Below are 25,255 nucleotides of genomic sequence, written 5' to 3'. Positions count from 1 at the left end.
CTTTTTCAGTTACTTAATTGAATTAAGCACCTGTTTGATAATGTGCTTGCGGTACAGCCGTTGAAGCTTGGTAAGGATGAGTAAAGTCACCCAAACCAGCAGCAGCTTCATGAATATCTTTGCCTTCTTTGATCACAAAAGTGTCAAAGCCTGCACGCTTCATGTAATTTAATACATCTTTAAATACATCACCTGTGGCACGAAGTTCACCTTGGTAGCCTTGGCGACGTAACAATGCAGCAAATGAATAACCACGACCATCATTAAAGCCTGCAAAATCAATAAAAATTGCATCAAGTTGATCTAGCGGAAATTCATTAGTTTCAGGAGAAGCATCCACTGTTAAGAACAATGCTTTTTTGCCCGTTACATTTGCAATCTGATCTAACTGCTCAACAGTCAATAGCACATCACCTTGTGGTAATACGCCATCTTCTGCAATGATTTCATAGCTGTTGTCTGCAATTGTGCCATCTTTAGAGAGCACTTGTAGTGCGGTATTAAGCATAAGCACGCTCCTTAAATGGTTGAATGCCAACACGGCGATAGGTATCAATAAAGTCTTCACCTTCCGTACGAAGATCAAGATAGGTATTTAAAATTTCTTCGACAACATCAGGTACGCGATCCGCTGCAAATGATGGCCCTAAGATGTCACCAATCGATGCATCATGATCAGCATTACCGCCAAGCGTGATTTGGTAGAATTCAGCGCCTTTTTTGTCTACACCTAAAATACCAATATTACCCACGTGGTGATGACCACATGCATTCATACAACCTGAAATATTCAGATCAAGCTTGCCAAGGTTATAAATCGTATCTAGATCATCAAAACGACGTGAAATTGCTTCAGAAATTGGAATTGATTTCGCATTGGCCAATGAACAGAAGTCACCGCCTGGGCAGCAAATAATGTCAGTAATAAAACCAATATGTGCACGCGCTAAATCTTTTGCATCTAGCACTTGCCAAAGTTCAAACAAATCTTTTTGTGGAACGTCTACCAACGCAATATTTTGTTCATGCGTTGTACGTAACTCACCAAATGTGTACTTGTCTGCAAGATCTGCAATCAAGTTCATTTCTTCAGTGGTCACATCACCTGGTGCAATACCTGCACGTTTAAGTGAAATCGTTACGATGCGGTAACCTTTTACTTTATGTGCATTGGTGTTGATGTTGAACCATTGTTTGAATTTTGGATATTCAGCAAATTTTGCAGTGAAATCTTCATCTGCATAATCTTGGTAATTAAATGGCGTAAAGTTCGCATCCATTTTTGCCAAAGTGGCAGCATCAATTTTTAATGTTTTGATGGTATGTGCAAATTCAGCTTCAACTTTTTCTGCAAATACTTCTGGCGTTAATGCTTTTACCAAAATTTTGATACGTGCTTTGTACTTGTTATCACGGCGACCGTGTAAGTTGTAAACACGTAGTACAGCTTCTAAGTACGCAATTAAATCTTCACGAGGTAAGAAGTCACGAATAAAGCTACCAATAATTGGGGTACGACCTAAACCACCGCCCACTTTAATTTTATAGCCCATCTCGCCTGCTTCATTACGCACGATGTAAACACCGATGTCATGAAAAGCTGTTGCAGCACGGTCAATTTCTTCAAGTGCAGATACTGCAATTTTGAACTTACGTGGTAAGAAAGCAAATTCTGGGTGGAAGGTTGACCATTGACGAATCAATTCACACGTTGCACGTGGATCTTCGATTTCGCCTGCAACCACACCTGCATATTGGTCTGTTGTCGTGTTACGAATACAGTTACCAGAGGTTTGAATGGCATGCATTTGTACTGATGCCAACTCTTCTAACATATCTGGCACATTTTCAAGCGCTGGCCAGTTAAATTGGAAGTTTTGACGTGTTGAAACGTGTGCATAACCACGGTCATACGCTGTTGCAAGTGAAGCAATTTTACGCAGTTGCTTCGAGTTCATTAAACCATAAGGCACAGCAACACGGAGCATGGGTGCATAGCGCTGCACATATAAACCATTTTGCAGACGAAGCGGACGATATTCGTCTTCTGTCAATTTACCTGCTAAATAACGTTCCGTTTGATCACGGAACTGTGCAACACGTTCATTAATCAGTTGCTGATCAAAATCAGTATATAAATACATGGCGTACAGCTAGTAGTTTCTATTATAACGATGCACAGAATAACGAGATTTGATCTATCAAGAAAATGCGTTTTTTACATATTTAATAGCGATTTTATTGATAAGACTATCTCAATATCATTGATATAGGTACTTTCAGGCCATTTGTAATTGCTTTTTTTAATATTGATTATTTTATTTAATCTTTAGCATTTTTTATCATAAAGAAAAGCCCACGATGTAGGCTTTTACTTTAAGAGGATGTTAATTGCAATCAACCACAGCATGCATTCATCTATGATCATTCACTAATCGTCAGCTGTAGACTTAAACCAAGTGCCAGCACCAAGCGCTTGTCCAATATATTGATAACTGGCCTGAGAACGTGAAAATTTAATTGGACAGGCCAACTGTGGCTCGGTTTCTACGGCCTCAGCATTTAAGGGAACATTGACTACCCAATTCCGCGCAGCTGCCAAAGGTGAATTTAAAGCCTCTTGCAAGGATAATACGGGTTCTACACATACATCCAAGTTTTGAAACAATGCTTGCCATACTGCAAATGGCTCAGATGCAAATTTGTCTCGTAGCGCTTGTTTCACTTCTGCTCGGTCAGCCTGATCAAATGATGCTCCCTTCTGTAAAAGAAGGGGTAAGTCCAGTGCCTGCCCTAAAGCGAGCATAAATTGGGGCTCTAAACTACCCACTGCAAAATAGCGCCCGTCTTGCGTTGGGTAATAGTCATAAAATGTTGCGCCATTCAAATGCGTTTGCTCGGCTTCGGCATGCTCACCACCAGCCAAACTACTGGCTGCCGCCATATTGTTTAATGCCACAGCACAATCAGTCATAGAAATATCAATATACTGTCCTATACCGCTTTGATAGCGCTCAATGACTGCAGCCAATATTCCCATAACAGCATGCATAGAACCGCCTGCAACATCGGCAACTTGTATGCCGAGTGGCGGTGGCCCACTCTGCTGACGGCCACTGTATCCCGCGATTCCAGACAAGGCTAAATAATTAATATCATGACCAGCTTTATCTTTATAAAGTCCGGTTTGCCCATAGCCTGTAATTGAGCAGTAAATCAATTTAGGATTAATCTGTGCCAAAGTTGCATAGTCCAAACCTAAGCGTTGCATAACGCCTGGGCGGAATTGCTCAACCACAATATCGACCTCTAATATTTTTTGATACAGCAATGCAATACTGTTTGGGTCTTTTAAATCGAGTGCGATCGATTGCTTGTTTCTGTTTAAATAACTATGTGCTACAGCCTGCCCATTTGCATAAGGTGGCATCAAACGAACCAAGTCTAGACGCGTAGGTGATTCAATATGCACAACCTCTGCGCCCAGATCGGCCAAATACAAAGTGGCGAATGGACCAGGTAGAAGTGTGGAAAAATCAAGAACTTTCAAGCCTTTTAGTGGTGCTGACATTGGAGTTTTTACTCTATTTATGTTGATTTTTTATGCATATTAGAAATATAAATGATACAAAACAATGTCATGTTCAGCCATTTACCTTGATAGTTTCGGCAATTTACCATGTAAAAATGGTATTTTCGCTGTTGTAAATTGCCATATTTAATTTTTTAAGTGTCAGTTAGGTCAAAATTTGTGAACATTAAAGAGCCTGAAGGAATCAACATGAGCCGCGATACGATCAGTATCCATTTCGTCAATGCTGCTTTGTCTGGTGTAAAACGCTTAGGCATGGATGTCGAAACTTTATTGTCTCACGTCGGAATTGAAGCCGAACTACTGCGCCAACCCAAAGCGCGTATTTCTCCAGAACAGTACACGCGTTTTATCAAAATGTTGTGGATGGTGACGCAAGACGAACACGTCGGTTTTGATATTCAGCCACGTCGTTTAGGCACTTTTGCCATTATGTGTCAGCTGATTATTCATGCCAAAACTTTGGGTGATGCATTAGAGCTGTCCTCTCAGTTTTATAAATTGTTTGGCGATGAATGGTCTGTAACCTTAGAACGCGATAAGCACGAAGCGCGTTTGGTACCACTCATCCCAAAATCTATGGACCCTGATCATTTTATTACTGAAAGTATGCTCATGATTTGGCATGGATTGGCATCTTGGTTGATTGAGCGCCGCCTGCCTTTAGAGCGTGTACATTTCGGCTATAGCCGCCCAGAACATGCGGATGAATATGATGCGCTTTTCTTTGCGCCTGTAATGCAATTTGATGCGCCACGTACTGAAATCACCTTTGCTGCGGATTATTTAGATCTTCCAATTCGTCAAAACGAAGAATCATTAGAAGAATTCTTAAAAGCTGCCCCTGCACAACTGCTGGTGAAATTTAAAAATACCAACTCACTCACTTCACGTATTCGTGAAGTGCTGAAGAGCCAAATTGGCGAAGAAATGCCAACATTGAACGATGTTGCCTCAATGTTATATCTTTCACCTCAAACATTGCGTCGCCGTCTAGCAGCCGAAGGTAAAAGCTATCAAGGTGTAAAAGATGCACTGCGCCGTGATGCCGCGATTCACCTATTGCTAAACCCTGCTTTAACTTTAGAAGATGTTGCACAGCAAGTTGGCTTTAGTGAAACCAGTACTTTCCACCGTGCATTTAAGAAATGGACAGGTGTAACACCAGGTCTTTACCGTCAACTGCATGGTTATCACTAAGTTGAAATGAGACTTTTTGACTAATTTACTGTCTTATACTTCTCTGTGATTCATTTAGCCCAAGCACTCTGCTTGGGCTTTTGCATTGTATTAAAACAAACTCAACGATACTTTAAGCTAGGACTGAAATAAAAGTGCCTCTATGCCAAGAGGATAAATCGGTAAGTTCAATTGAGTAAGTTGTGCCTGCGTGTACCACGTCGCTTGATACTCATAGCCATTCGACTCTATACCTTTAATCATTGCCTGAGCATACATACGCTGATCTATAAATACGGCAGAATATACAAACACAATTTCATGACCTGCTTTTCCATCAAACGTAAAAATATTTTCGAGTACATCGAGATATTTCAGCTGGGTAATTTCTTGCTGAATTTCTTCCTGCACTTCTCTGCGGATGCTATCAGCAGCGCGTTCTCCGAACTCAATTCCGCCGCCGATGGGCATTAAATAATGCTCGTTCTTAGTTGGATCATAGGCTTGAGCTAAAAGAACCTGCTCTTGATGTCTAAATAAACAAATCACTTTTGCACGTATGTGGCTCATTGATCACTCCTACAGAAGGCGCAATATCTTAATACAGACAAATCAAAAATTTAAAATTAATTCAGGCGCACATTTGCATACTTGTTTTAGCTACAAGAGACAAAATCAAACTGGCAAAAAATCACATCTGACCTGACCCGTTCTTGTCATTGCACTCGTCCAAATTATCCGTACACTCAAAAAACCAATAAAAATTTATACATCAAAGGGACAGGATTATGAGCGAGGCTTACATCATTGATGCCATTCGCACACCGCGCGGAAAAGGTAAAAAAGATGGTTCACTGCATGCCGTTAAACCGATTAGCCTGCTGACCGGTTTATTAAACGAATTACAAAACCGCCATCAGTTTGACACTGCTGCAGTTGACGACATTGTATTGGGCTGTGTGACCCCAATTGGTGACCAAGGCGCAGACATTGCCAAAACCGCAGCCATTGCAGCAGGTTGGGATAATGATGTGGCAGGCGTTCAAATCAACCGTTTTTGTGCCTCAGGTTTAGAAGCAGTCAATATGGCTGCGCAAAAGGTGCGTTCTGGCTGGGAAGACCTTGTGGTAGCTGGTGGTGTAGAGTCGATGTCTCGTGTGCCGATGGGCAGTGACGGCGGTCCTTGGGCGCTCGACCCTGAAACCAATATGGCTTGTGATTTTATTCCGCAAGGCATTGGAGCCGATTTAATTGCCACCATTGACGGCTATAGCCGTGCAGATGTGGATGCCTTTGCGGCCAACTCTCAGCAAAAAGCAGCGGCAGCACAAGCCAAGGGTTATTTTGACAAGTCTGTCGTTCCGGTTAAAGACAAAGCAGGCGTCACTGTTTTAGCTAAAGATGAATTTATTAAACCAACGACCACAGCAGAAGGCTTAGGCAAGCTCAACCCAAGTTTTGCCATGATGGGTCAAATGGGCTTTGATGGCATCGCATTGCAAAAGTACCCTGAAGTGGGTGCGGTCAACCATGTACACCATGCAGGAAACTCATCGGGCATTGTCGATGGTGCTGCCGTGGTATTGCTTGCCTCTGAAAAAGCGGTCAAAGAACAAGGCCTAAAACCACGTGCCAAAGTGCTTACAACTGCATTAGTGGGCGCAGACCCGACCATTATGCTGACTGGCCCTGCACCTGCTGCACGTAAAGCCTTAGCCAAAGCAGGCCTAACCATTGATGATATTGACCTGTTTGAAGTGAATGAAGCTTTTGCTGCAGTGGTGATGCGTTTTATTACCGAGCTCAACGTTGACCCTGCCAAAGTCAATGTGAATGGCGGCGCGATTGCATTAGGACATCCGCTAGGTGCAACAGGTGCCATGATTTTAGGAACCCTGATGGATGAACTAGAACGCCAAGGTAAAAAGCGCGGTTTAGCGACCTTGTGTGTCGGCGGCGGTATGGGCATCGCAACGATTATTGAGCTAGTTTAATTAACCGAACCGTACACAGCATTTGATACTTGGTATGTGTCATCCACAACCTGACCAAAAATTGAAAATAATGTTTCTGCGAACTTTTAGAAAAAAGACATTAGTTGACAGGTTTTGTGGATGCCAAATGGTTTTCTTGCGGAGCATCGCTCCTCATTTTGCCGAATGAGAAATGTATTTCGCAAGGTAGGTCGAACCTGAATGAAGCTAAAGCACCGCTTTAGCTGAAATGAAATAACAGTAATGAATAAATTTGGAAAGACTCCGTAGTGACGATGAATAATTTAAATCTCAAAAATCACTAGCAAAGTCATAAAAATATTTGGATAAAATTTATGAGCGCAATTCAATTTGAAAAAAATGCCGACAATATCGTCATTTTAACTTTAGATTCTCCAAACCAATCTGCCAACACCATGAATGCAGATTTCCGTGCTGCACTGGCTGAAACAGTAGACAAACTGCAAGCTGACGAAAACATCGCAGGGATCATTTTCCGCTCGAACAAAAAAACCTTCTTCGCCGGCGGTGATTTAGATGAACTGATTCAAGCTACACCTGAGCATGCAACTGAATTCTTCAATATGATTGAAGAGATGAAAGCCAAACTTCGTTATATCGAAACCCGTGGCATTCCAGTTGTGGCCGCTTTAAATGGCACAGCGCTTGGCGGTGGCTGGGAGTTAGCTCTTGGCTGTCATTATCGTATTGCACTCAATGATGCTAAGGCAAAGTTTGGCTTGCCTGAAGTGACCTTAGGCTTACTGCCGGGCGGTGGCGGTATTGTACGCATGGTACGTTTATTGGGTTTGCAAAATGCATTTCCACTCTTAATGGAAGGCAAACAAATTGGTGTCGAAAAAGCCAAATCATTGGGGCTCATTCAAGACACTGCAGATAGCCTTGAAGACTTGATGGACAAAGCTATTACTTGGGTCAAAGCCAATCCAAAATCACAACAGCCTTATGATGTAAAAGGCTATAAAATTCCGGGCGGTACGCCATCCACACCTGCTGTGGCGCAAATGCTCGCCATTGCCCCTGCTATGCTGCGTGACAAAACCAAGGGCTGTTACCCTGCGCCTGAAGCCATTATGTCGGCTGCTGTTGAAGGCGCTCAGGTGGATGTCGATACGGCGCTCACCATTGAATCACGTTACTTTACTTACCTTGCAACCGGCCAAATTTCTAAAAATATGATCGGCACCTTCTGGCATGGTCTCAACGCCATCAAGTCAGGTGCAAGCCGTCCAAAAGACGTCGTGAAATGGCAAGCCACCAAAGTCGGCATTTTAGGCGCAGGCATGATGGGTGCAGGCATTGCTTATGCCACAGCATCAAAAGGCATTGCTGTTGTACTCAAGGATGTTTCTGTAGAAGCTGCTGAAAAAGGCAAAGCCTATAGCCAAAAACTGCTGGATAAAAAAGTATCTCAAGGTCGTTTAAGTGCAGAAAAACGTGATCAAGTTTTAGGACTGATTCATGCCACTGCAGATGCTGCAGATCTACAAGGCTGCGACTTAATCATTGAAGCGGTATTTGAAAATGTCGAACTGAAAGCCAAAGTGACGCAAGAAGCCGAAGCCTACCTGGCAGATAGCGGCATTTTTGCATCAAATACCTCTACTTTGCCAATTTCAGGCTTGGCACAGGCATCCCAAGATCAAGCTAAATTTATCGGGCTGCATTTCTTTAGTCCTGTCGACAAAATGCAATTGGTCGAAATTATTAAAGGTAAAAACACTTCGGCTGAAACCTTAGCCAAAGCCTATGACTATGTACAGCAAATTGGCAAAACACCAATTGTAGTCAATGACAGTCGCGGCTTCTTTACCAGCCGTGTCTTTCGCACCTTTGTACAAGAAGGTTTGCGTCTGCTGTCTGAAGGCGTACACCCTGCCCGCATTGAAATGGCTGCACTAAAAGCAGGTATGCCTGTAGGCCCATTGGCCATTCAAGATGAAGTGTCTTTAACGTTATCTGAGCATGTTGCTGCTGAGACCCGTAAAGCCCTACAAGCTGAAGGCAAAGACTTGCCTCGCTCAGGTGCGGATGACGTTATTCAAACGATGATTCATGAGTTCGGACGTAAAGGTAAAGCAGCTGGTGCAGGTTTTTATGAATATCCTGAAGGCGGTAAAAAGCATCTCTGGGATGGATTAAGCAAATGGCAAAAGGATAGCAATATTTCTGAACAGGAAATGATTGACCGCTTCCTGTTTGTACAATCCCTCGATACGCTACGCTGCCTAGAAGAAGGCGTGCTTGAGTCAACAGTGGATGGCAATGTCGGGTCAATTTTCGGTATTGGCTTTGCCCCTTGGACAGGTGGCGCTTTGCAATTCCTAAACCAATATGGTTTGGAAAAAGCGCTATTACGTGCCAATACACTAGAAGCAAAATACGGCGAACGCTTTAAAGCGCCACAATTGCTGAAGGATAAAGTAGCAAAGGGTGAATTGATCTAAGCCATCCGTTTCATATTTAAAAAAGGAGCCAAGTGCTCCTTTTTTATTTTATATAGCCACACTAAAGCATTTTAAAGGCCGAATAAATTGCACTTCAGAGGAAAAATCTGATCTAGTGAGAACGATAGATCATAGATGCAGCATATTAAAAGAAAACAAATGCATAAAAAGGTCTAAATCTACTGCTTCAACAGCTCGCTCATTTTGGATAAATAAAAACCTTAAAATAATCATGACTTTCCTAGATAATCATCCCTAATTCAGCCATTCCATGTTATAAGATAACATCTCGTTGATTATTTGATTATTGGAATCCAATCATGACCGATTCTACATCTCCTGAAAAATCACCTTGGGGTTGGAAAGCACTCATTATTTCCTGTATTTTGGGTGCCTTGTTCATGGGCTTTTTCTGGCTTGCTGTCAGCAATGAACCAGATTACATGCCAAGCCAGCAAAAGAAAGACAATACCCAGCAGCATGCTTTTAAAAATGCGCCTGCGATGTCTCAGGAACAAATGGCTGAAGCACAGCAGCAAAAACAAGCACGTGAAGCTGCGCGCAATCAAACTGCTGAAGATATGAATATGAGCGAAAGTGAGCATGCAAATATGAACGGCATGTCGCATGGAGCATCTTCAGAAACCGCTCACGGCCATTGATCTCCTGTATTTAAAAAAGCGCTGATATCAGCGCTTTTTTTATTTCTTAGATTCTCAAATGAAGTGCAACAGAGATTAATGTATTGGAAGAAAGCAAGATGAGTTAGCATTATGCTTCCGACCGACCAAAGTCAAAGTTGCATCATGAACTATACTCATCTTTTCGGCTGCTTTTTTTTAAACTCAATTCAATAAATAATTATTGAATCTTATTTAGCTACAACAGTACGGCTACCAGAAATCGTAGCGAATACGCGACGGTTCATAGCACGGCCTTCTTTAGTTTTGTTGTCAGCAATCGGTTGATCCCAAGCGAAACCTTGAGTAGACAAGCGAGCTGCATCTACGTTGTATTCGTTAACAAGTGCTGTTTTAACAGAGTTAGCACGAGCTAAAGAAAGACGTTCGTTAAGTGCACGTGGACCAGTGTTGTCTGTGTGACCTTCGATGCGAGCAGTAGCGTTTGGATACTCAGAAAGTTTCTCAGCTACTTTAGCGATTTCTGGTTTGTATTGATCTTTGATGTTTGATTTGTTTGTATCAAAGAATACACGAAGTTCCATGTTAAGGTCTTCAGTCAACTCTTGTGGAGCTGGTTGAACTGGAGCTACAGGAGCTACAGGAGCAACTTCAACTACAGGAGCAGCTGGTTTCAAGTGACCACCAAGAACTACGTTAAGACCAGCTAAAGCTGTGTAGTTCCAGAAATCTTCGTCGATGTTGTAAGTCGCACGAGCTTCTGTACGAAGAGATAGAACGTCGTTCAAGCGCCAGAAAGCACCAACACCTGCGTTACCCAAAGTACCTTCGTCTTTAAGACCAGCACCAGTGTATTTGTAGTGACCAGCACCTAATAATACGTATGGCTTAACTTTGCTATCGTAGTCTTTAGTGATCAAATCAGAAGTAGCATAGAAGTTACCGTTGATTTGAGTTTGCTTGTATTCTGCACCAGCAGCAACACCAGCACCTTCAACGTCGCCTTTAACTTGGTTGTATTCAGCTTCGAAACCTAACCATGGAGTCAATTCAACACCAAGCGCTGCACCAACGAACAAATCGTCTTGAAGTTCAGGACCAGAAGTTAAATGATCTTTACCGTTGTTGTGCTGAGTGTCTTGGAATGTGTAACCAAGCATTAATGGAGTAACAGTTACGCCTGCGTTTGCAGCTGCTAAAGGAGCAGCTACGAGCATTGCTAAAGCAATACGACTCATTTTCATGGATTTATCCTCCAGAGATAACAATTGTTGTTCAAGCCTAAAAATACCGGCATCCTGAGATAGGCTTTCTAATACCCCAGTTTTATTTTTTAAGCTATTCACGCCGAATCATACAAACACTTCAATGGTTTTCCAAGTGCTTGATTAGTCTAATCAAGTAAATTATTGACAAAATTACTTACAATTTCCGTTGTAATTCGGTAATTTTTTACTCAATTTATTCTTGTGAATCGCTTATTTTTCACTTGCTAAATATTTTAGCAGTTTTATTAAAACTTGAGTAATAAAAAATTTTGCTCAACTCAAAAATGTGTCGAAGCACATTATTAATAACATGAATTAATAAAAATAAATACCAAATACAAGGTTCAATCCAATGTTTTTTATAGTAAAAAATGGTTTCACACTATTAGAACTCATCGTGTGCGTGGCAATTATTTGTATCATTTCAAGCTATGCATTACCTGCTTTTCATCGGTATCAGGCGAAGCAAGAAATGCAACTTACAGCAAAAAAAATACAAACCTTTAGTCGTCAAGCTAAAAATTTAGCCACCATTCAAAATTCCAATATTGTGATCTGTCCGAGTGAAAATTTCACTCAATGTCAGCCAAGCAAATGGAGCGCTGGCTTTGTAATGTTTGTCGACAACAATAAAAATCGACAAATTGATAGTACCGAAAGCATTCTGCATCAGGAAAAACTCAACCTTAAATACAGCACTCTCGATTGGCGTGGCACGCTCAGCATTCCGAGCCTAACCTTTCAGGCCACAACAGGAATGCCTATTGGTTCTAACGGAAGTTTTTTTCATTGTTCACTGATCGATTTGCCTCATCAAAAAATCATCATGAGTAAAATGGGCCATGTACGGCTAGAAAATATCAACAGTTGTTAGAACTGGTGGGTCTAAAGTTCTGGCACAAAGGTCATTTTCTCCACGGCTTTTTTTTATATACTGCTGTGGGTTTAACTATTTTAATAAAACAGATTCGGAGAAAATCACAATGACTGACATCGTAATTGTTAATGGTGCACGTACCGCAATGGGTGGCTTTCAAGGAAGCTTAGCAAGTGTAACAGCACCCATTTTAGGTGCAGCTTCAATTAAAGAAGCAATTGCTCGCTCAGGCTTACAAGCAACGGACATCGAAGAAGTCATTATGGGCTGTGTGCTTCCTGCTGGCTTAAAACAAGGCCCTGCGCGTCAAGCGATGCGTTTAGCAGGTTTGCCTGATTCAACAGGCGCAGTCACCATTAATAAATTGTGTGGTTCTGGCATGAAAGCTGTGATGCAAGCAGCAGACATGATTAAAGCTGGTTCTGCACAGTTTGTAGTTGCTGGTGGTATGGAATCCATGACCAATGCACCTTATGTATTGCCTAAAGCTCGTGCTGGCTTCCGTATGGGTCATGGCGAAATCAAAGATCACATGTTCCTTGATGGTCTTGAAGATGCTGAGACTGGTCGTTTAATGGGTTCATTTGCACAAGACATGGCCAACAGCAAAGGCTATACACGTGAACAGATGGATAACTTTGCCATTCGTTCTTTAAAGCGTGCGCAAACAGCGATTACTGAAGGCTATTTTGCAGATGAAATTGTGCCTGTAACTGTGAGTACGCGTAAAGGCGATGTAGTTATTGATAAAGATGAACAACCATTCAATGCCAATATCGACAAAATTCCAACATTACGCCCTGCTTTTGCTAAAGATGGCACCATTACTGCTGCCAATGCGAGCTCTATCTCTGACGGTGCTTCAGCATTAGTTTTAACCTCTGCAGAACAAGCTGTGGCAAAGGGCTTAAACCCTTTAGCTAAAATTGTTGCGTATGCTTCAAATTCACAGCATCCATCTGAATTTACCATTGCTCCTGTGGGCGCGATTCAAAAGGTATTAAATGCTACAGGTTGGGACGCTCAAGACGTTGACCTTTGGGAAATTAATGAAGCCTTTGCTATGGTGACGATGTGCCCAATGGATGAGTTCAAACTGGATGCAGAAAAAGTGAATATTAATGGTGGTGCATGTGCACTTGGCCACCCTGTGGGTTCTACAGGCTCACGCATTATTTTAACTTTAATACATGCCCTTAAGCGTACTGGCGGTAAACGCGGTATTGCTGCGCTGTGTATTGGTGGCGGTGAAGCAACTGCTGTCGCGATTGAAGTACTTTAAGACTTTAAGGCACTCCTTTTAAAAGAATTTAGGTAGATGAATAACATCGCTTTAGTTCCTTATTAATGGATAACTTAAAGTCCTATATCAATCTTCACTCACAAAAAATCTGTATAAAATCCTCCGTCATGGGGGATTTTTTAATCCGATCTTCAAATCAAAATTTCTTATCGTCATTTTAATAAAGCTTGCATGCTAGCAATTACAATTTTGAACACAGCAATCACATTGGCTTAAGAATTTAAGCTTAATCTTAAGTGACCACAACAAAAAAAAACGCGGTGCTCACATGCAACTCAATCATTATTTAAACTTTAAAGGTAATACTGAAGCGGCATTTAATTTTTATAAGTCTGTCTTTGGTGGCGAGTTTTTATTTGTTATGCGTTATAGCGATGCGCCCACACAAGAAGGTCAATCCCCTTTATCTGAGGCAGACCGTCAAAAAATTATGCATATTTCTCTTCCGATTAATGAACATACCGTTTTAATGGCCTCAGATATTAGCGAACAATTTTGTGCTCAAACCAATAAAGCATTTACCGTAGGCACCAATCATTATATTTCGATTAATCTAGATGCCAGTGAACAAGATGAGGCAAAACGACTGTTTGATGCACTTGCCGTCAATGGCACAGTTGAAATGGCTTTGAGTCCAACATTCTGGGGGGCTTTATATGGTGCACTCACCGATCAATTTGGTATTCAATGGATGATCAATTGCCAATTAGAAACTGCGTAATTGAGGTCAGCATCTCAGCTCATTCGACACAAAAAAGCGACCCAATGAAAGGTCGCTTTTTTTTATACGGTGACCATGTCATTTTATGCAGATTGATCTAACCGAAAAGATGTCATTGTCAGTGATCTACCCACTGCTTTGGCATTAAATAAACTCAACTCGTCTTTGTCTTCTTGTAAAGCCAGTGCATAGATCATTGGATAATAATGATCAGGTGTTGGAATGGCGAGTTTAAAAGCCGTGCCTTGTTTATCCCAATCAATGAGTGCTTGGTGATTACGCGCTAACAAAAAACTCTGCATTTTCTGGTCTGCTTCGAGCGCCCAATCAAAACCATATTCATGGTTGATTTTATCAAAGGCAACTCGACCCAAGTTATGAACCAAATTACCACTCGCAACAATCAACACCCCTTTACGGCGCAGCCCCGCAAGCTGTTTTGCCAAATCATAATGATATTGTGCACCTTGGCTATAATCGATGCTCAACTGCACCACAGGAATATTGGCGTCAGGAAAAACGTGACATAACACTGCCCAAGTGCCGTGATCTAGGCCCCACTCATGGTCATGATGAATATCAATGCTTTGGATTGCATCGACAGTTGCATCGACCAAAGCTTGATTACCTGACGCAGGATATTGCATATCAAATAAAGCTTGTGGAAAGCCACCAAAATCATGAATGGTACGTGGCATTTGCATCGCAGTGACCGCTGTACCACCTTGAGTCAACCAATGCGCTGAAATACATAATATGGCCGTTGGTGGGGTTTCTAAAGTCGCCCCCACTCTATTCCATTCACGCGTGAATTCATTGTCTTGAATGGCATTCATGGGGGAACCATGCCCTAGAAACAAAACAGGCATAGGTGCAGTGTGTGGAAGTGTTGCATTCCAATTTTTGAGAAGAGATAAATCGCCTGTTTGCATGTGCATGATATTCACCTATGTGATGGATATTTTTATTATGCAAAGTTCATACATGTCCCGATAGTCTGTTTACGTCACTACAACATTGCAAAAATGGAACGCTGGGGCTAAATAAGGCAAATTGATCATATAGCGAAGTGCTGAGATTCACCCTTCCATTAGCAACATTTCTATTTGCATTTAATTTGGCAAAAAAAAGCTGAACCTCAGTCCAGCTTTTTCAGTTACTTAATTGAATTAAGCACCTGTTTGATAATGTGCTTGCGGTACAGCCGTTGAAGCTTGGTAAGGATGAGTAAAGTCACCCAAACCAGCAGCAGCTTCATGAATATCTTTGCCTTCTTTGATCACAAAAGTGTCAAAGCCTGCACGCTTCATGTAATTTAATACATCTTTAAATACATCACCTGTGGCACGAAGTTCACCTTGGTAGCCTTGGCGACGTAACAATGCAGCAAATGAATAACCACGACCATCATTAAAGCCTGCAAAATCAATAAAAATTGCATCAAGTTGATCTAGCGGAAATTCATTAGTTTCAGGAGAAGCATCCACTGTTAAGAACAATGCTTTTTTGCCCGTTACATTTGCAATCTGATCTAACTGCTCAACAGTCAATAGCACATCACCTTGTGGTAATACGCCATCTTCTGCAATGATTTCATAGCTGTTGTCTGCAATTGTGCCATCTTTAGAGAGCACTTGTAGTGCGGTATTAAGCATAAGCACGCTCCTTAAATGGTTGAATGCCAACACGGCGATAGGTATCAATAAAGTCTTCACCTTCCGTACGAAGATCAAGATAGGTATTTAAAATTTCTTCGACAACATCAGGTACGCGATCCGCTGCAAATGATGGCCCTAAGATGTCACCAATCGATGCATCATGATCAGCATTACCGCCAAGCGTGATTTGGTAGAATTCAGCGCCTTTTTTGTCTACACCTAAAATACCAATATTACCCACGTGGTGATGACCACATGCATTCATACAACCTGAAATATTCAGATCAAGCTTGCCAAGGTTATAAATCGTATCTAGATCATCAAAACGACGTGAAATTGCTTCAGAAATTGGAATTGATTTCGCATTGGCCAATGAACAGAAGTCACCGCCTGGGCAGCAAATAATGTCAGTAATAAAACCAATATGTGCACGCGCTAAATCTTTTGCATCTAGCACTTGCCAAAGTTCAAACAAATCTTTTTGTGGAACGTCTACCAACGCAATATTTTGTTCATGCGTTGTACGTAACTCACCAAATGTGTACTTGTCTGCAAGATCTGCAATCAAGTTCATTTCTTCAGTGGTCACATCACCTGGTGCAATACCTGCACGTTTAAGTGAAATCGTTACGATGCGGTAACCTTTTACTTTATGTGCATTGGTGTTGATGTTGAACCATTGTTTGAATTTTGGATATTCAGCAAATTTTGCAGTGAAATCTTCATCTGCATAATCTTGGTAATTAAATGGCGTAAAGTTCGCATCCATTTTTGCCAAAGTGGCAGCATCAATTTTTAATGTTTTGATGGTATGTGCAAATTCAGCTTCAACTTTTTCTGCAAATACTTCTGGCGTTAATGCTTTTACCAAAATTTTGATACGTGCTTTGTACTTGTTATCACGGCGACCGTGTAAGTTGTAAACACGTAGTACAGCTTCTAAGTACGCAATTAAATCTTCACGAGGTAAGAAGTCACGAATAAAGCTACCAATAATTGGGGTACGACCTAAACCACCGCCCACTTTAATTTTATAGCCCATCTCGCCTGCTTCATTACGCACGATGTAAACACCGATGTCATGAAAAGCTGTTGCAGCACGGTCAATTTCTTCAAGTGCAGATACTGCAATTTTGAACTTACGTGGTAAGAAAGCAAATTCTGGGTGGAAGGTTGACCATTGACGAATCAATTCACACGTTGCACGTGGATCTTCGATTTCGCCTGCAACCACACCTGCATATTGGTCTGTTGTCGTGTTACGAATACAGTTACCAGAGGTTTGAATGGCATGCATTTGTACTGATGCCAACTCTTCTAACATATCTGGCACATTTTCAAGCGCTGGCCAGTTAAATTGGAAGTTTTGACGTGTTGAAACGTGTGCATAACCACGGTCATACGCTGTTGCAAGTGAAGCAATTTTACGCAGTTGCTTCGAGTTCATTAAACCATAAGGCACAGCAACACGGAGCATGGGTGCATAGCGCTGCACATATAAACCATTTTGCAGACGAAGCGGACGATATTCGTCTTCTGTCAATTTACCTGCTAAATAACGTTCCGTTTGATCACGGAACTGTGCAACACGTTCATTAATCAGTTGCTGATCAAAATCAGTATATAAATACATGGCGTACAGCTAGTAGTTTCTATTATAACGATGCACAGAATAACGAGATTTGATCTATCAAGAAAATGCGTTTTTTACATATTTAATAGCGATTTTATTGATAAGACTATCTCAATATCATTGATATAGGTACTTTCAGGCCATTTGTAATTGCTTTTTTTAATATTGATTATTTTATTTAATCTTTAGCATTTTTTATCATAAAGAAAAGCCCACGATGTAGGCTTTTACTTTAAGAGGATGTTAATTGCAATCAACCACAGCATGCATTCATCTATGATCATTCACTAATCGTCAGCTGTAGACTTAAACCAAGTGCCAGCACCAAGCGCTTGTCCAATATATTGATAACTGGCCTGAGAACGTGAAAATTTAATTGGACAGGCCAACTGTGGCTCGGTTTCTACGGCCTCAGCATTTAAGGGAACATTGACTACCCAATTCCGCGCAGCTGCCAAAGGTGAATTTAAAGCCTCTTGCAAGGATAATACGGGTTCTACACATACATCCAAGTTTTGAAACAATGCTTGCCATACTGCAAATGGCTCAGATGCAAATTTGTCTCGTAGCGCTTGTTTCACTTCTGCTCGGTCAGCCTGATCAAATGATGCTCCCTTCTGTAAAAGAAGGGGTAAGTCCAGTGCCTGCCCTAAAGCGAGCATAAATTGGGGCTCTAAACTACCCACTGCAAAATAGCGCCCGTCTTGCGTTGGGTAATAGTCATAAAATGTTGCGCCATTCAAATGCGTTTGCTCGGCTTCGGCATGCTCACCACCAGCCAAACTACTGGCTGCCGCCATATTGTTTAATGCCACAGCACAATCAGTCATAGAAATATCAATATACTGTCCTATACCGCTTTGATAGCGCTCAATGACTGCAGCCAATATTCCCATAACAGCATGCATAGAACCGCCTGCAACATCGGCAACTTGTATGCCGAGTGGCGGTGGCCCACTCTGCTGACGGCCACTGTATCCCGCGATTCCAGACAAGGCTAAATAATTAATATCATGACCAGCTTTATCTTTATAAAGTCCGGTTTGCCCATAGCCTGTAATTGAGCAGTAAATCAATTTAGGATTAATCTGTGCCAAAGTTGCATAGTCCAAACCTAAGCGTTGCATAACGCCTGGGCGGAATTGCTCAACCACAATATCGACCTCTAATATTTTTTGATACAGCAATGCAATACTGTTTGGGTCTTTTAAATCGAGTGCGATCGATTGCTTGTTTCTGTTTAAATAACTATGTGCTACAGCCTGCCCATTTGCATAAGGTGGCATCAAACGAACCAAGTCTAGACGCGTAGGTGATTCAATATGCACAACCTCTGCGCCCAGATCGGCCAAATACAAAGTGGCGAATGGACCAGGTAGAAGTGTGGAAAAATCAAGAACTTTCAAGCCTTTTAGTGGTGCTGACATTGGAGTTTTTACTCTATTTATGTTGATTTTTTATGCATATTAGAAATATAAATGATACAAAACAATGTCATGTTCAGCCATTTACCTTGATAGTTTCGGCAATTTACCATGTAAAAATGGTATTTTCGCTGTTGTAAATTGCCATATTTAATTTTTTAAGTGTCAGTTAGGTCAAAATTTGTGAACATTAAAGAGCCTGAAGGAATCAACATGAGCCGCGATACGATCAGTATCCATTTCGTCAATGCTGCTTTGTCTGGTGTAAAACGCTTAGGCATGGATGTCGAAACTTTATTGTCTCACGTCGGAATTGAAGCCGAACTACTGCGCCAACCCAAAGCGCGTATTTCTCCAGAACAGTACACGCGTTTTATCAAAATGTTGTGGATGGTGACGCAAGACGAACACGTCGGTTTTGATATTCAGCCACGTCGTTTAGGCACTTTTGCCATTATGTGTCAGCTGATTATTCATGCCAAAACTTTGGGTGATGCATTAGAGCTGTCCTCTCAGTTTTATAAATTGTTTGGCGATGAATGGTCTGTAACCTTAGAACGCGATAAGCACGAAGCGCGTTTGGTACCACTCATCCCAAAATCTATGGACCCTGATCATTTTATTACTGAAAGTATGCTCATGATTTGGCATGGATTGGCATCTTGGTTGATTGAGCGCCGCCTGCCTTTAGAGCGTGTACATTTCGGCTATAGCCGCCCAGAACATGCGGATGAATATGATGCGCTTTTCTTTGCGCCTGTAATGCAATTTGATGCGCCACGTACTGAAATCACCTTTGCTGCGGATTATTTAGATCTTCCAATTCGTCAAAACGAAGAATCATTAGAAGAATTCTTAAAAGCTGCCCCTGCACAACTGCTGGTGAAATTTAAAAATACCAACTCACTCACTTCACGTATTCGTGAAGTGCTGAAGAGCCAAATTGGCGAAGAAATGCCAACATTGAACGATGTTGCCTCAATGTTATATCTTTCACCTCAAACATTGCGTCGCCGTCTAGCAGCCGAAGGTAAAAGCTATCAAGGTGTAAAAGATGCACTGCGCCGTGATGCCGCGATTCACCTATTGCTAAACCCTGCTTTAACTTTAGAAGATGTTGCACAGCAAGTTGGCTTTAGTGAAACCAGTACTTTCCACCGTGCATTTAAGAAATGGACAGGTGTAACACCAGGTCTTTACCGTCAACTGCATGGTTATCACTAAGTTGAAATGAGACTTTTTGACTAATTTACTGTCTTATACTTCTCTGTGATTCATTTAGCCCAAGCACTCTGCTTGGGCTTTTGCATTGTATTAAAACAAACTCAACGATACTTTAAGCTAGGACTGAAATAAAAGTGCCTCTATGCCAAGAGGATAAATCGGTAAGTTCAATTGAGTAAGTTGTGCCTGCGTGTACCACGTCGCTTGATACTCATAGCCATTCGACTCTATACCTTTAATCATTGCCTGAGCATACATACGCTGATCTATAAATACGGCAGAATATACAAACACAATTTCATGACCTGCTTTTCCATCAAACGTAAAAATATTTTCGAGTACATCGAGATATTTCAGCTGGGTAATTTCTTGCTGAATTTCTTCCTGCACTTCTCTGCGGATGCTATCAGCAGCGCGTTCTCCGAACTCAATTCCGCCGCCGATGGGCATTAAATAATGCTCGTTCTTAGTTGGATCATAGGCTTGAGCTAAAAGAACCTGCTCTTGATGTCTAAATAAACAAATCACTTTTGCACGTATGTGGCTCATTGATCACTCCTACAGAAGGCGCAATATCTTAATACAGACAAATCAAAAATTTAAAATTAATTCAGGCGCACATTTGCATACTTGTTTTAGCTACAAGAGACAAAATCAAACTGGCAAAAAATCACATCTGACCTGACCCGTTCTTGTCATTGCACTCGTCCAAATTATCCGTACACTCAAAAAACCAATAAAAATTTATACATCAAAGGGACAGGATTATGAGCGAGGCTTACATCATTGATGCCATTCGCACACCGCGCGGAAAAGGTAAAAAAGATGGTTCACTGCATGCCGTTAAACCGATTAGCCTGCTGACCGGTTTATTAAACGAATTACAAAACCGCCATCAGTTTGACACTGCTGCAGTTGACGACATTGTATTGGGCTGTGTGACCCCAATTGGTGACCAAGGCGCAGACATTGCCAAAACCGCAGCCATTGCAGCAGGTTGGGATAATGATGTGGCAGGCGTTCAAATCAACCGTTTTTGTGCCTCAGGTTTAGAAGCAGTCAATATGGCTGCGCAAAAGGTGCGTTCTGGCTGGGAAGACCTTGTGGTAGCTGGTGGTGTAGAGTCGATGTCTCGTGTGCCGATGGGCAGTGACGGCGGTCCTTGGGCGCTCGACCCTGAAACCAATATGGCTTGTGATTTTATTCCGCAAGGCATTGGAGCCGATTTAATTGCCACCATTGACGGCTATAGCCGTGCAGATGTGGATGCCTTTGCGGCCAACTCTCAGCAAAAAGCAGCGGCAGCACAAGCCAAGGGTTATTTTGACAAGTCTGTCGTTCCGGTTAAAGACAAAGCAGGCGTCACTGTTTTAGCTAAAGATGAATTTATTAAACCAACGACCACAGCAGAAGGCTTAGGCAAGCTCAACCCAAGTTTTGCCATGATGGGTCAAATGGGCTTTGATGGCATCGCATTGCAAAAGTACCCTGAAGTGGGTGCGGTCAACCATGTACACCATGCAGGAAACTCATCGGGCATTGTCGATGGTGCTGCCGTGGTATTGCTTGCCTCTGAAAAAGCGGTCAAAGAACAAGGCCTAAAACCACGTGCCAAAGTGCTTACAACTGCATTAGTGGGCGCAGACCCGACCATTATGCTGACTGGCCCTGCACCTGCTGCACGTAAAGCCTTAGCCAAAGCAGGCCTAACCATTGATGATATTGACCTGTTTGAAGTGAATGAAGCTTTTGCTGCAGTGGTGATGCGTTTTATTACCGAGCTCAACGTTGACCCTGCCAAAGTCAATGTGAATGGCGGCGCGATTGCATTAGGACATCCGCTAGGTGCAACAGGTGCCATGATTTTAGGAACCCTGATGGATGAACTAGAACGCCAAGGTAAAAAGCGCGGTTTAGCGACCTTGTGTGTCGGCGGCGGTATGGGCATCGCAACGATTATTGAGCTAGTTTAATTAACCGAACCGTACACAGCATTTGATACTTGGTATGTGTCATCCACAACCTGACCAAAAATTGAAAATAATGTTTCTGCGAACTTTTAGAAAAAAGACATTAGTTGACAGGTTTTGTGGATGCCAAATGGTTTTCTTGCGGAGCATCGCTCCTCATTTTGCCGAATGAGAAATGTATTTCGCAAGGTAGGTCGAACCTGAATGAAGCTAAAGCACCGCTTTAGCTGAAATGAAATAACAGTAATGAATAAATTTGGAAAGACTCCGTAGTGACGATGAATAATTTAAATCTCAAAAATCACTAGCAAAGTCATAAAAATATTTGGATAAAATTTATGAGCGCAATTCAATTTGAAAAAAATGCCGACAATATCGTCATTTTAACTTTAGATTCTCCAAACCAATCTGCCAACACCATGAATGCAGATTTCCGTGCTGCACTGGCTGAAACAGTAGACAAACTGCAAGCTGACGAAAACATCGCAGGGATCATTTTCCGCTCGAACAAAAAAACCTTCTTCGCCGGCGGTGATTTAGATGAACTGATTCAAGCTACACCTGAGCATGCAACTGAATTCTTCAATATGATTGAAGAGATGAAAGCCAAACTTCGTTATATCGAAACCCGTGGCATTCCAGTTGTGGCCGCTTTAAATGGCACAGCGCTTGGCGGTGGCTGGGAGTTAGCTCTTGGCTGTCATTATCGTATTGCACTCAATGATGCTAAGGCAAAGTTTGGCTTGCCTGAAGTGACCTTAGGCTTACTGCCGGGCGGTGGCGGTATTGTACGCATGGTACGTTTATTGGGTTTGCAAAATGCATTTCCACTCTTAATGGAAGGCAAACAAATTGGTGTCGAAAAAGCCAAATCATTGGGGCTCATTCAAGACACTGCAGATAGCCTTGAAGACTTGATGGACAAAGCTATTACTTGGGTCAAAGCCAATCCAAAATCACAACAGCCTTATGATGTAAAAGGCTATAAAATTCCGGGCGGTACGCCATCCACACCTGCTGTGGCGCAAATGCTCGCCATTGCCCCTGCTATGCTGCGTGACAAAACCAAGGGCTGTTACCCTGCGCCTGAAGCCATTATGTCGGCTGCTGTTGAAGGCGCTCAGGTGGATGTCGATACGGCGCTCACCATTGAATCACGTTACTTTACTTACCTTGCAACCGGCCAAATTTCTAAAAATATGATCGGCACCTTCTGGCATGGTCTCAACGCCATCAAGTCAGGTGCAAGCCGTCCAAAAGACGTCGTGAAATGGCAAGCCACCAAAGTCGGCATTTTAGGCGCAGGCATGATGGGTGCAGGCATTGCTTATGCCACAGCATCAAAAGGCATTGCTGTTGTACTCAAGGATGTTTCTGTAGAAGCTGCTGAAAAAGGCAAAGCCTATAGCCAAAAACTGCTGGATAAAAAAGTATCTCAAGGTCGTTTAAGTGCAGAAAAACGTGATCAAGTTTTAGGACTGATTCATGCCACTGCAGATGCTGCAGATCTACAAGGCTGCGACTTAATCATTGAAGCGGTATTTGAAAATGTCGAACTGAAAGCCAAAGTGACGCAAGAAGCCGAAGCCTACCTGGCAGATAGCGGCATTTTTGCATCAAATACCTCTACTTTGCCAATTTCAGGCTTGGCACAGGCATCCCAAGATCAAGCTAAATTTATCGGGCTGCATTTCTTTAGTCCTGTCGACAAAATGCAATTGGTCGAAATTATTAAAGGTAAAAACACTTCGGCTGAAACCTTAGCCAAAGCCTATGACTATGTACAGCAAATTGGCAAAACACCAATTGTAGTCAATGACAGTCGCGGCTTCTTTACCAGCCGTGTCTTTCGCACCTTTGTACAAGAAGGTTTGCGTCTGCTGTCTGAAGGCGTACACCCTGCCCGCATTGAAATGGCTGCACTAAAAGCAGGTATGCCTGTAGGCCCATTGGCCATTCAAGATGAAGTGTCTTTAACGTTATCTGAGCATGTTGCTGCTGAGACCCGTAAAGCCCTACAAGCTGAAGGCAAAGACTTGCCTCGCTCAGGTGCGGATGACGTTATTCAAACGATGATTCATGAGTTCGGACGTAAAGGTAAAGCAGCTGGTGCAGGTTTTTATGAATATCCTGAAGGCGGTAAAAAGCATCTCTGGGATGGATTAAGCAAATGGCAAAAGGATAGCAATATTTCTGAACAGGAAATGATTGACCGCTTCCTGTTTGTACAATCCCTCGATACGCTACGCTGCCTAGAAGAAGGCGTGCTTGAGTCAACAGTGGATGGCAATGTCGGGTCAATTTTCGGTATTGGCTTTGCCCCTTGGACAGGTGGCGCTTTGCAATTCCTAAACCAATATGGTTTGGAAAAAGCGCTATTACGTGCCAATACACTAGAAGCAAAATACGGCGAACGCTTTAAAGCGCCACAATTGCTGAAGGATAAAGTAGCAAAGGGTGAATTGATCTAAGCCATCCGTTTCATATTTAAAAAAGGAGCCAAGTGCTCCTTTTTTATTTTATATAGCCACACTAAAGCATTTTAAAGGCCGAATAAATTGCACTTCAGAGGAAAAATCTGATCTAGTGAGAACGATAGATCATAGATGCAGCATATTAAAAGAAAACAAATGCATAAAAAGGTCTAAATCTACTGCTTCAACAGCTCGCTCATTTTGGATAAATAAAAACCTTAAAATAATCATGACTTTCCTAGATAATCATCCCTAATTCAGCCATTCCATGTTATAAGATAACATCTCGTTGATTATTTGATTATTGGAATCCAATCATGACCGATTCTACATCTCCTGAAAAATCACCTTGGGGTTGGAAAGCACTCATTATTTCCTGTATTTTGGGTGCCTTGTTCATGGGCTTTTTCTGGCTTGCTGTCAGCAATGAACCAGATTACATGCCAAGCCAGCAAAAGAAAGACAATACCCAGCAGCATGCTTTTAAAAATGCGCCTGCGATGTCTCAGGAACAAATGGCTGAAGCACAGCAGCAAAAACAAGCACGTGAAGCTGCGCGCAATCAAACTGCTGAAGATATGAATATGAGCGAAAGTGAGCATGCAAATATGAACGGCATGTCGCATGGAGCATCTTCAGAAACCGCTCACGGCCATTGATCTCCTGTATTTAAAAAAGCGCTGATATCAGCGCTTTTTTTATTTCTTAGATTCTCAAATGAAGTGCAACAGAGATTAATGTATTGGAAGAAAGCAAGATGAGTTAGCATTATGCTTCCGACCGACCAAAGTCAAAGTTGCATCATGAACTATACTCATCTTACTCAAGA

21 protein-coding genes are annotated in these 25,255 nt (G+C 42.1%); 11 read left to right on the top strand and 10 right to left on the bottom strand.

The window, feature by feature from the left end; translation table 11 throughout:
• Window positions 1-22: 22 nt before the first annotated feature.
• The 3 genes from HYG93_RS08460 to HYG93_RS08450 form a co-directional block, all read right to left on the bottom strand.
• The gene (locus tag HYG93_RS08460; RefSeq protein WP_120364632.1) at window positions 23-508 is read right to left on the bottom strand and encodes a DUF934 domain-containing protein; all 486 of its coding nucleotides are present in this window, start codon (window positions 506-508) and stop codon (window positions 23-25) included.
• Window positions 501-2,144 carry a nitrite/sulfite reductase gene (locus HYG93_RS08455; protein ID WP_120364631.1) on the bottom strand — a complete coding sequence of 548 codons (1,644 nt, stop codon included), beginning with the start codon at window positions 2,142-2,144 and terminating at the stop codon, window positions 501-503. The genes HYG93_RS08460 and HYG93_RS08455 overlap by 8 nt, the downstream gene beginning before the upstream one ends.
• 287 nt (window positions 2,145-2,431) lie before the next feature.
• Complete coding sequence (locus tag HYG93_RS08450; protein WP_120364630.1) at window positions 2,432-3,571, bottom strand: CaiB/BaiF CoA-transferase family protein; 1,140 nt, start codon at window positions 3,569-3,571, stop codon at window positions 2,432-2,434.
• A gap of 210 nt (window positions 3,572-3,781) precedes the next feature.
• Here HYG93_RS08450 and HYG93_RS08445 point away from each other — a divergent pair, with 210 nt between their 5' ends.
• Window positions 3,782-4,792 (top strand): AraC family transcriptional regulator, encoded by a 1,011-nt coding sequence (locus HYG93_RS08445; RefSeq protein WP_106985970.1) that lies wholly within the window; start codon window positions 3,782-3,784, stop codon window positions 4,790-4,792.
• A 117-nt stretch (window positions 4,793-4,909) separates the two neighbouring features.
• Here the strand turns inward: HYG93_RS08445 and HYG93_RS08440 are convergent, their stop codons facing one another.
• On the bottom strand, window positions 4,910-5,341 hold the full coding sequence (locus tag HYG93_RS08440) for an NUDIX hydrolase (RefSeq protein WP_106985935.1): 432 nt from the start codon (window positions 5,339-5,341) through the stop codon (window positions 4,910-4,912).
• 218 nt (window positions 5,342-5,559) lie between these two features.
• Here HYG93_RS08440 and HYG93_RS08435 point away from each other — a divergent pair, with 218 nt between their 5' ends.
• The 3 genes from HYG93_RS08435 (at window position 5,560) to HYG93_RS08425 (ending at window position 9,895) form a co-directional block, all read left to right on the top strand.
• The gene (locus tag HYG93_RS08435) at window positions 5,560-6,765 is read left to right on the top strand and encodes an acetyl-CoA C-acetyltransferase (RefSeq protein WP_178962313.1); all 1,206 of its coding nucleotides are present in this window, start codon (window positions 5,560-5,562) and stop codon (window positions 6,763-6,765) included.
• Window positions 6,766-7,100: 335 nt separating this feature from the next.
• Window positions 7,101-9,233, top strand: coding sequence for a 3-hydroxyacyl-CoA dehydrogenase NAD-binding domain-containing protein (locus HYG93_RS08430; RefSeq protein ID WP_178962311.1), 2,133 nt, complete (start codon window positions 7,101-7,103; stop codon window positions 9,231-9,233).
• A gap of 320 nt (window positions 9,234-9,553) precedes the next feature.
• Complete coding sequence (locus tag HYG93_RS08425) at window positions 9,554-9,895, top strand: hypothetical protein (RefSeq protein WP_106985932.1); 342 nt, start codon at window positions 9,554-9,556, stop codon at window positions 9,893-9,895.
• Window positions 9,896-10,104: 209 nt separating this feature from the next.
• On the opposite strand, the gene omp38 is transcribed toward HYG93_RS08425, so the two are convergent.
• Entirely contained in the window at window positions 10,105-11,118 is a 1,014-nt protein-coding gene (gene omp38 / locus HYG93_RS08420) for an outer membrane protein Omp38 (protein WP_106985943.1), read from the bottom strand.
• A gap of 376 nt (window positions 11,119-11,494) precedes the next feature.
• On the opposite strand from omp38, the gene HYG93_RS08415 reads away from it, so the two are divergent.
• From HYG93_RS08415 to HYG93_RS08405, 3 genes are all read left to right on the top strand, one after another.
• A complete protein-coding gene (locus tag HYG93_RS08415; RefSeq protein ID WP_106985942.1) occupies window positions 11,495-12,016 on the top strand; it encodes a GspH/FimT family pseudopilin in 522 nt (173 codons plus the stop codon).
• A 109-nt stretch (window positions 12,017-12,125) separates the two neighbouring features.
• Window positions 12,126-13,301 (top strand): thiolase family protein, encoded by a 1,176-nt coding sequence (locus tag HYG93_RS08410; protein ID WP_106985941.1) that lies wholly within the window; start codon window positions 12,126-12,128, stop codon window positions 13,299-13,301.
• Between the two features lie 289 nt (window positions 13,302-13,590).
• Complete coding sequence (locus tag HYG93_RS08405) at window positions 13,591-14,043, top strand: VOC family protein (protein ID WP_120364634.1); 453 nt, start codon at window positions 13,591-13,593, stop codon at window positions 14,041-14,043.
• An 83-nt stretch (window positions 14,044-14,126) separates the two neighbouring features.
• Here the strand turns inward: HYG93_RS08405 and ygiD are convergent, their stop codons facing one another.
• The 4 genes from ygiD to HYG93_RS08385 all read right to left on the bottom strand — a co-directional run bounded on the left by ygiD (window position 14,127) and on the right by HYG93_RS08385 (window position 18,761).
• Window positions 14,127-14,981, bottom strand: coding sequence for a 4,5-DOPA dioxygenase extradiol (gene ygiD / locus HYG93_RS08400; protein ID WP_178962315.1), 855 nt, complete (start codon window positions 14,979-14,981; stop codon window positions 14,127-14,129).
• Window positions 14,982-15,212: 231 nt separating this feature from the next.
• The gene (locus HYG93_RS08395) at window positions 15,213-15,698 is read right to left on the bottom strand and encodes a DUF934 domain-containing protein (protein ID WP_120364632.1); all 486 of its coding nucleotides are present in this window, start codon (window positions 15,696-15,698) and stop codon (window positions 15,213-15,215) included.
• Window positions 15,691-17,334, bottom strand: coding sequence for a nitrite/sulfite reductase (locus HYG93_RS08390; protein WP_120364631.1), 1,644 nt, complete (start codon window positions 17,332-17,334; stop codon window positions 15,691-15,693). Before HYG93_RS08390 ends, HYG93_RS08395 begins: the two co-directional genes overlap by 8 nt.
• 287 nt (window positions 17,335-17,621) lie before the next feature.
• A complete protein-coding gene (locus HYG93_RS08385; protein WP_120364630.1) occupies window positions 17,622-18,761 on the bottom strand; it encodes a CaiB/BaiF CoA-transferase family protein in 1,140 nt (379 codons plus the stop codon).
• 210 nt (window positions 18,762-18,971) lie between these two features.
• On the opposite strand from HYG93_RS08385, the gene HYG93_RS08380 reads away from it, so the two are divergent.
• Window positions 18,972-19,982 (top strand): AraC family transcriptional regulator, encoded by a 1,011-nt coding sequence (locus tag HYG93_RS08380; RefSeq protein ID WP_106985970.1) that lies wholly within the window; start codon window positions 18,972-18,974, stop codon window positions 19,980-19,982.
• Between the two features lie 117 nt (window positions 19,983-20,099).
• On the opposite strand, the gene HYG93_RS08375 is transcribed toward HYG93_RS08380, so the two are convergent.
• Complete coding sequence (locus tag HYG93_RS08375; protein ID WP_106985935.1) at window positions 20,100-20,531, bottom strand: NUDIX hydrolase; 432 nt, start codon at window positions 20,529-20,531, stop codon at window positions 20,100-20,102.
• Window positions 20,532-20,749: 218 nt separating this feature from the next.
• Between HYG93_RS08375 and HYG93_RS08370 the strand changes: the two genes are divergently transcribed.
• The 3 genes from HYG93_RS08370 to HYG93_RS08360 all read left to right on the top strand — a co-directional run bounded on the left by HYG93_RS08370 (window position 20,750) and on the right by HYG93_RS08360 (window position 25,085).
• Window positions 20,750-21,955 carry an acetyl-CoA C-acetyltransferase gene (locus tag HYG93_RS08370; protein WP_178962313.1) on the top strand — a complete coding sequence of 402 codons (1,206 nt, stop codon included), beginning with the start codon at window positions 20,750-20,752 and terminating at the stop codon, window positions 21,953-21,955.
• A 335-nt stretch (window positions 21,956-22,290) separates the two neighbouring features.
• A complete protein-coding gene (locus HYG93_RS08365; RefSeq protein WP_178962311.1) occupies window positions 22,291-24,423 on the top strand; it encodes a 3-hydroxyacyl-CoA dehydrogenase NAD-binding domain-containing protein in 2,133 nt (710 codons plus the stop codon).
• Window positions 24,424-24,743: 320 nt separating this feature from the next.
• Window positions 24,744-25,085 (top strand): hypothetical protein, encoded by a 342-nt coding sequence (locus HYG93_RS08360; protein ID WP_106985932.1) that lies wholly within the window; start codon window positions 24,744-24,746, stop codon window positions 25,083-25,085.
• Window positions 25,086-25,255 lie beyond the last annotated feature (170 nt).

It is taken from the genome of Acinetobacter sp. SwsAc6, from assembly GCF_013391565.1.
Lineage (GTDB): Bacteria > Pseudomonadota > Gammaproteobacteria > Pseudomonadales > Moraxellaceae > Acinetobacter > Acinetobacter cumulans.
The sequence above is the reverse complement of the archived record's forward strand: the minus strand, read 5'-3'. Positions and strand labels throughout refer to the sequence as shown.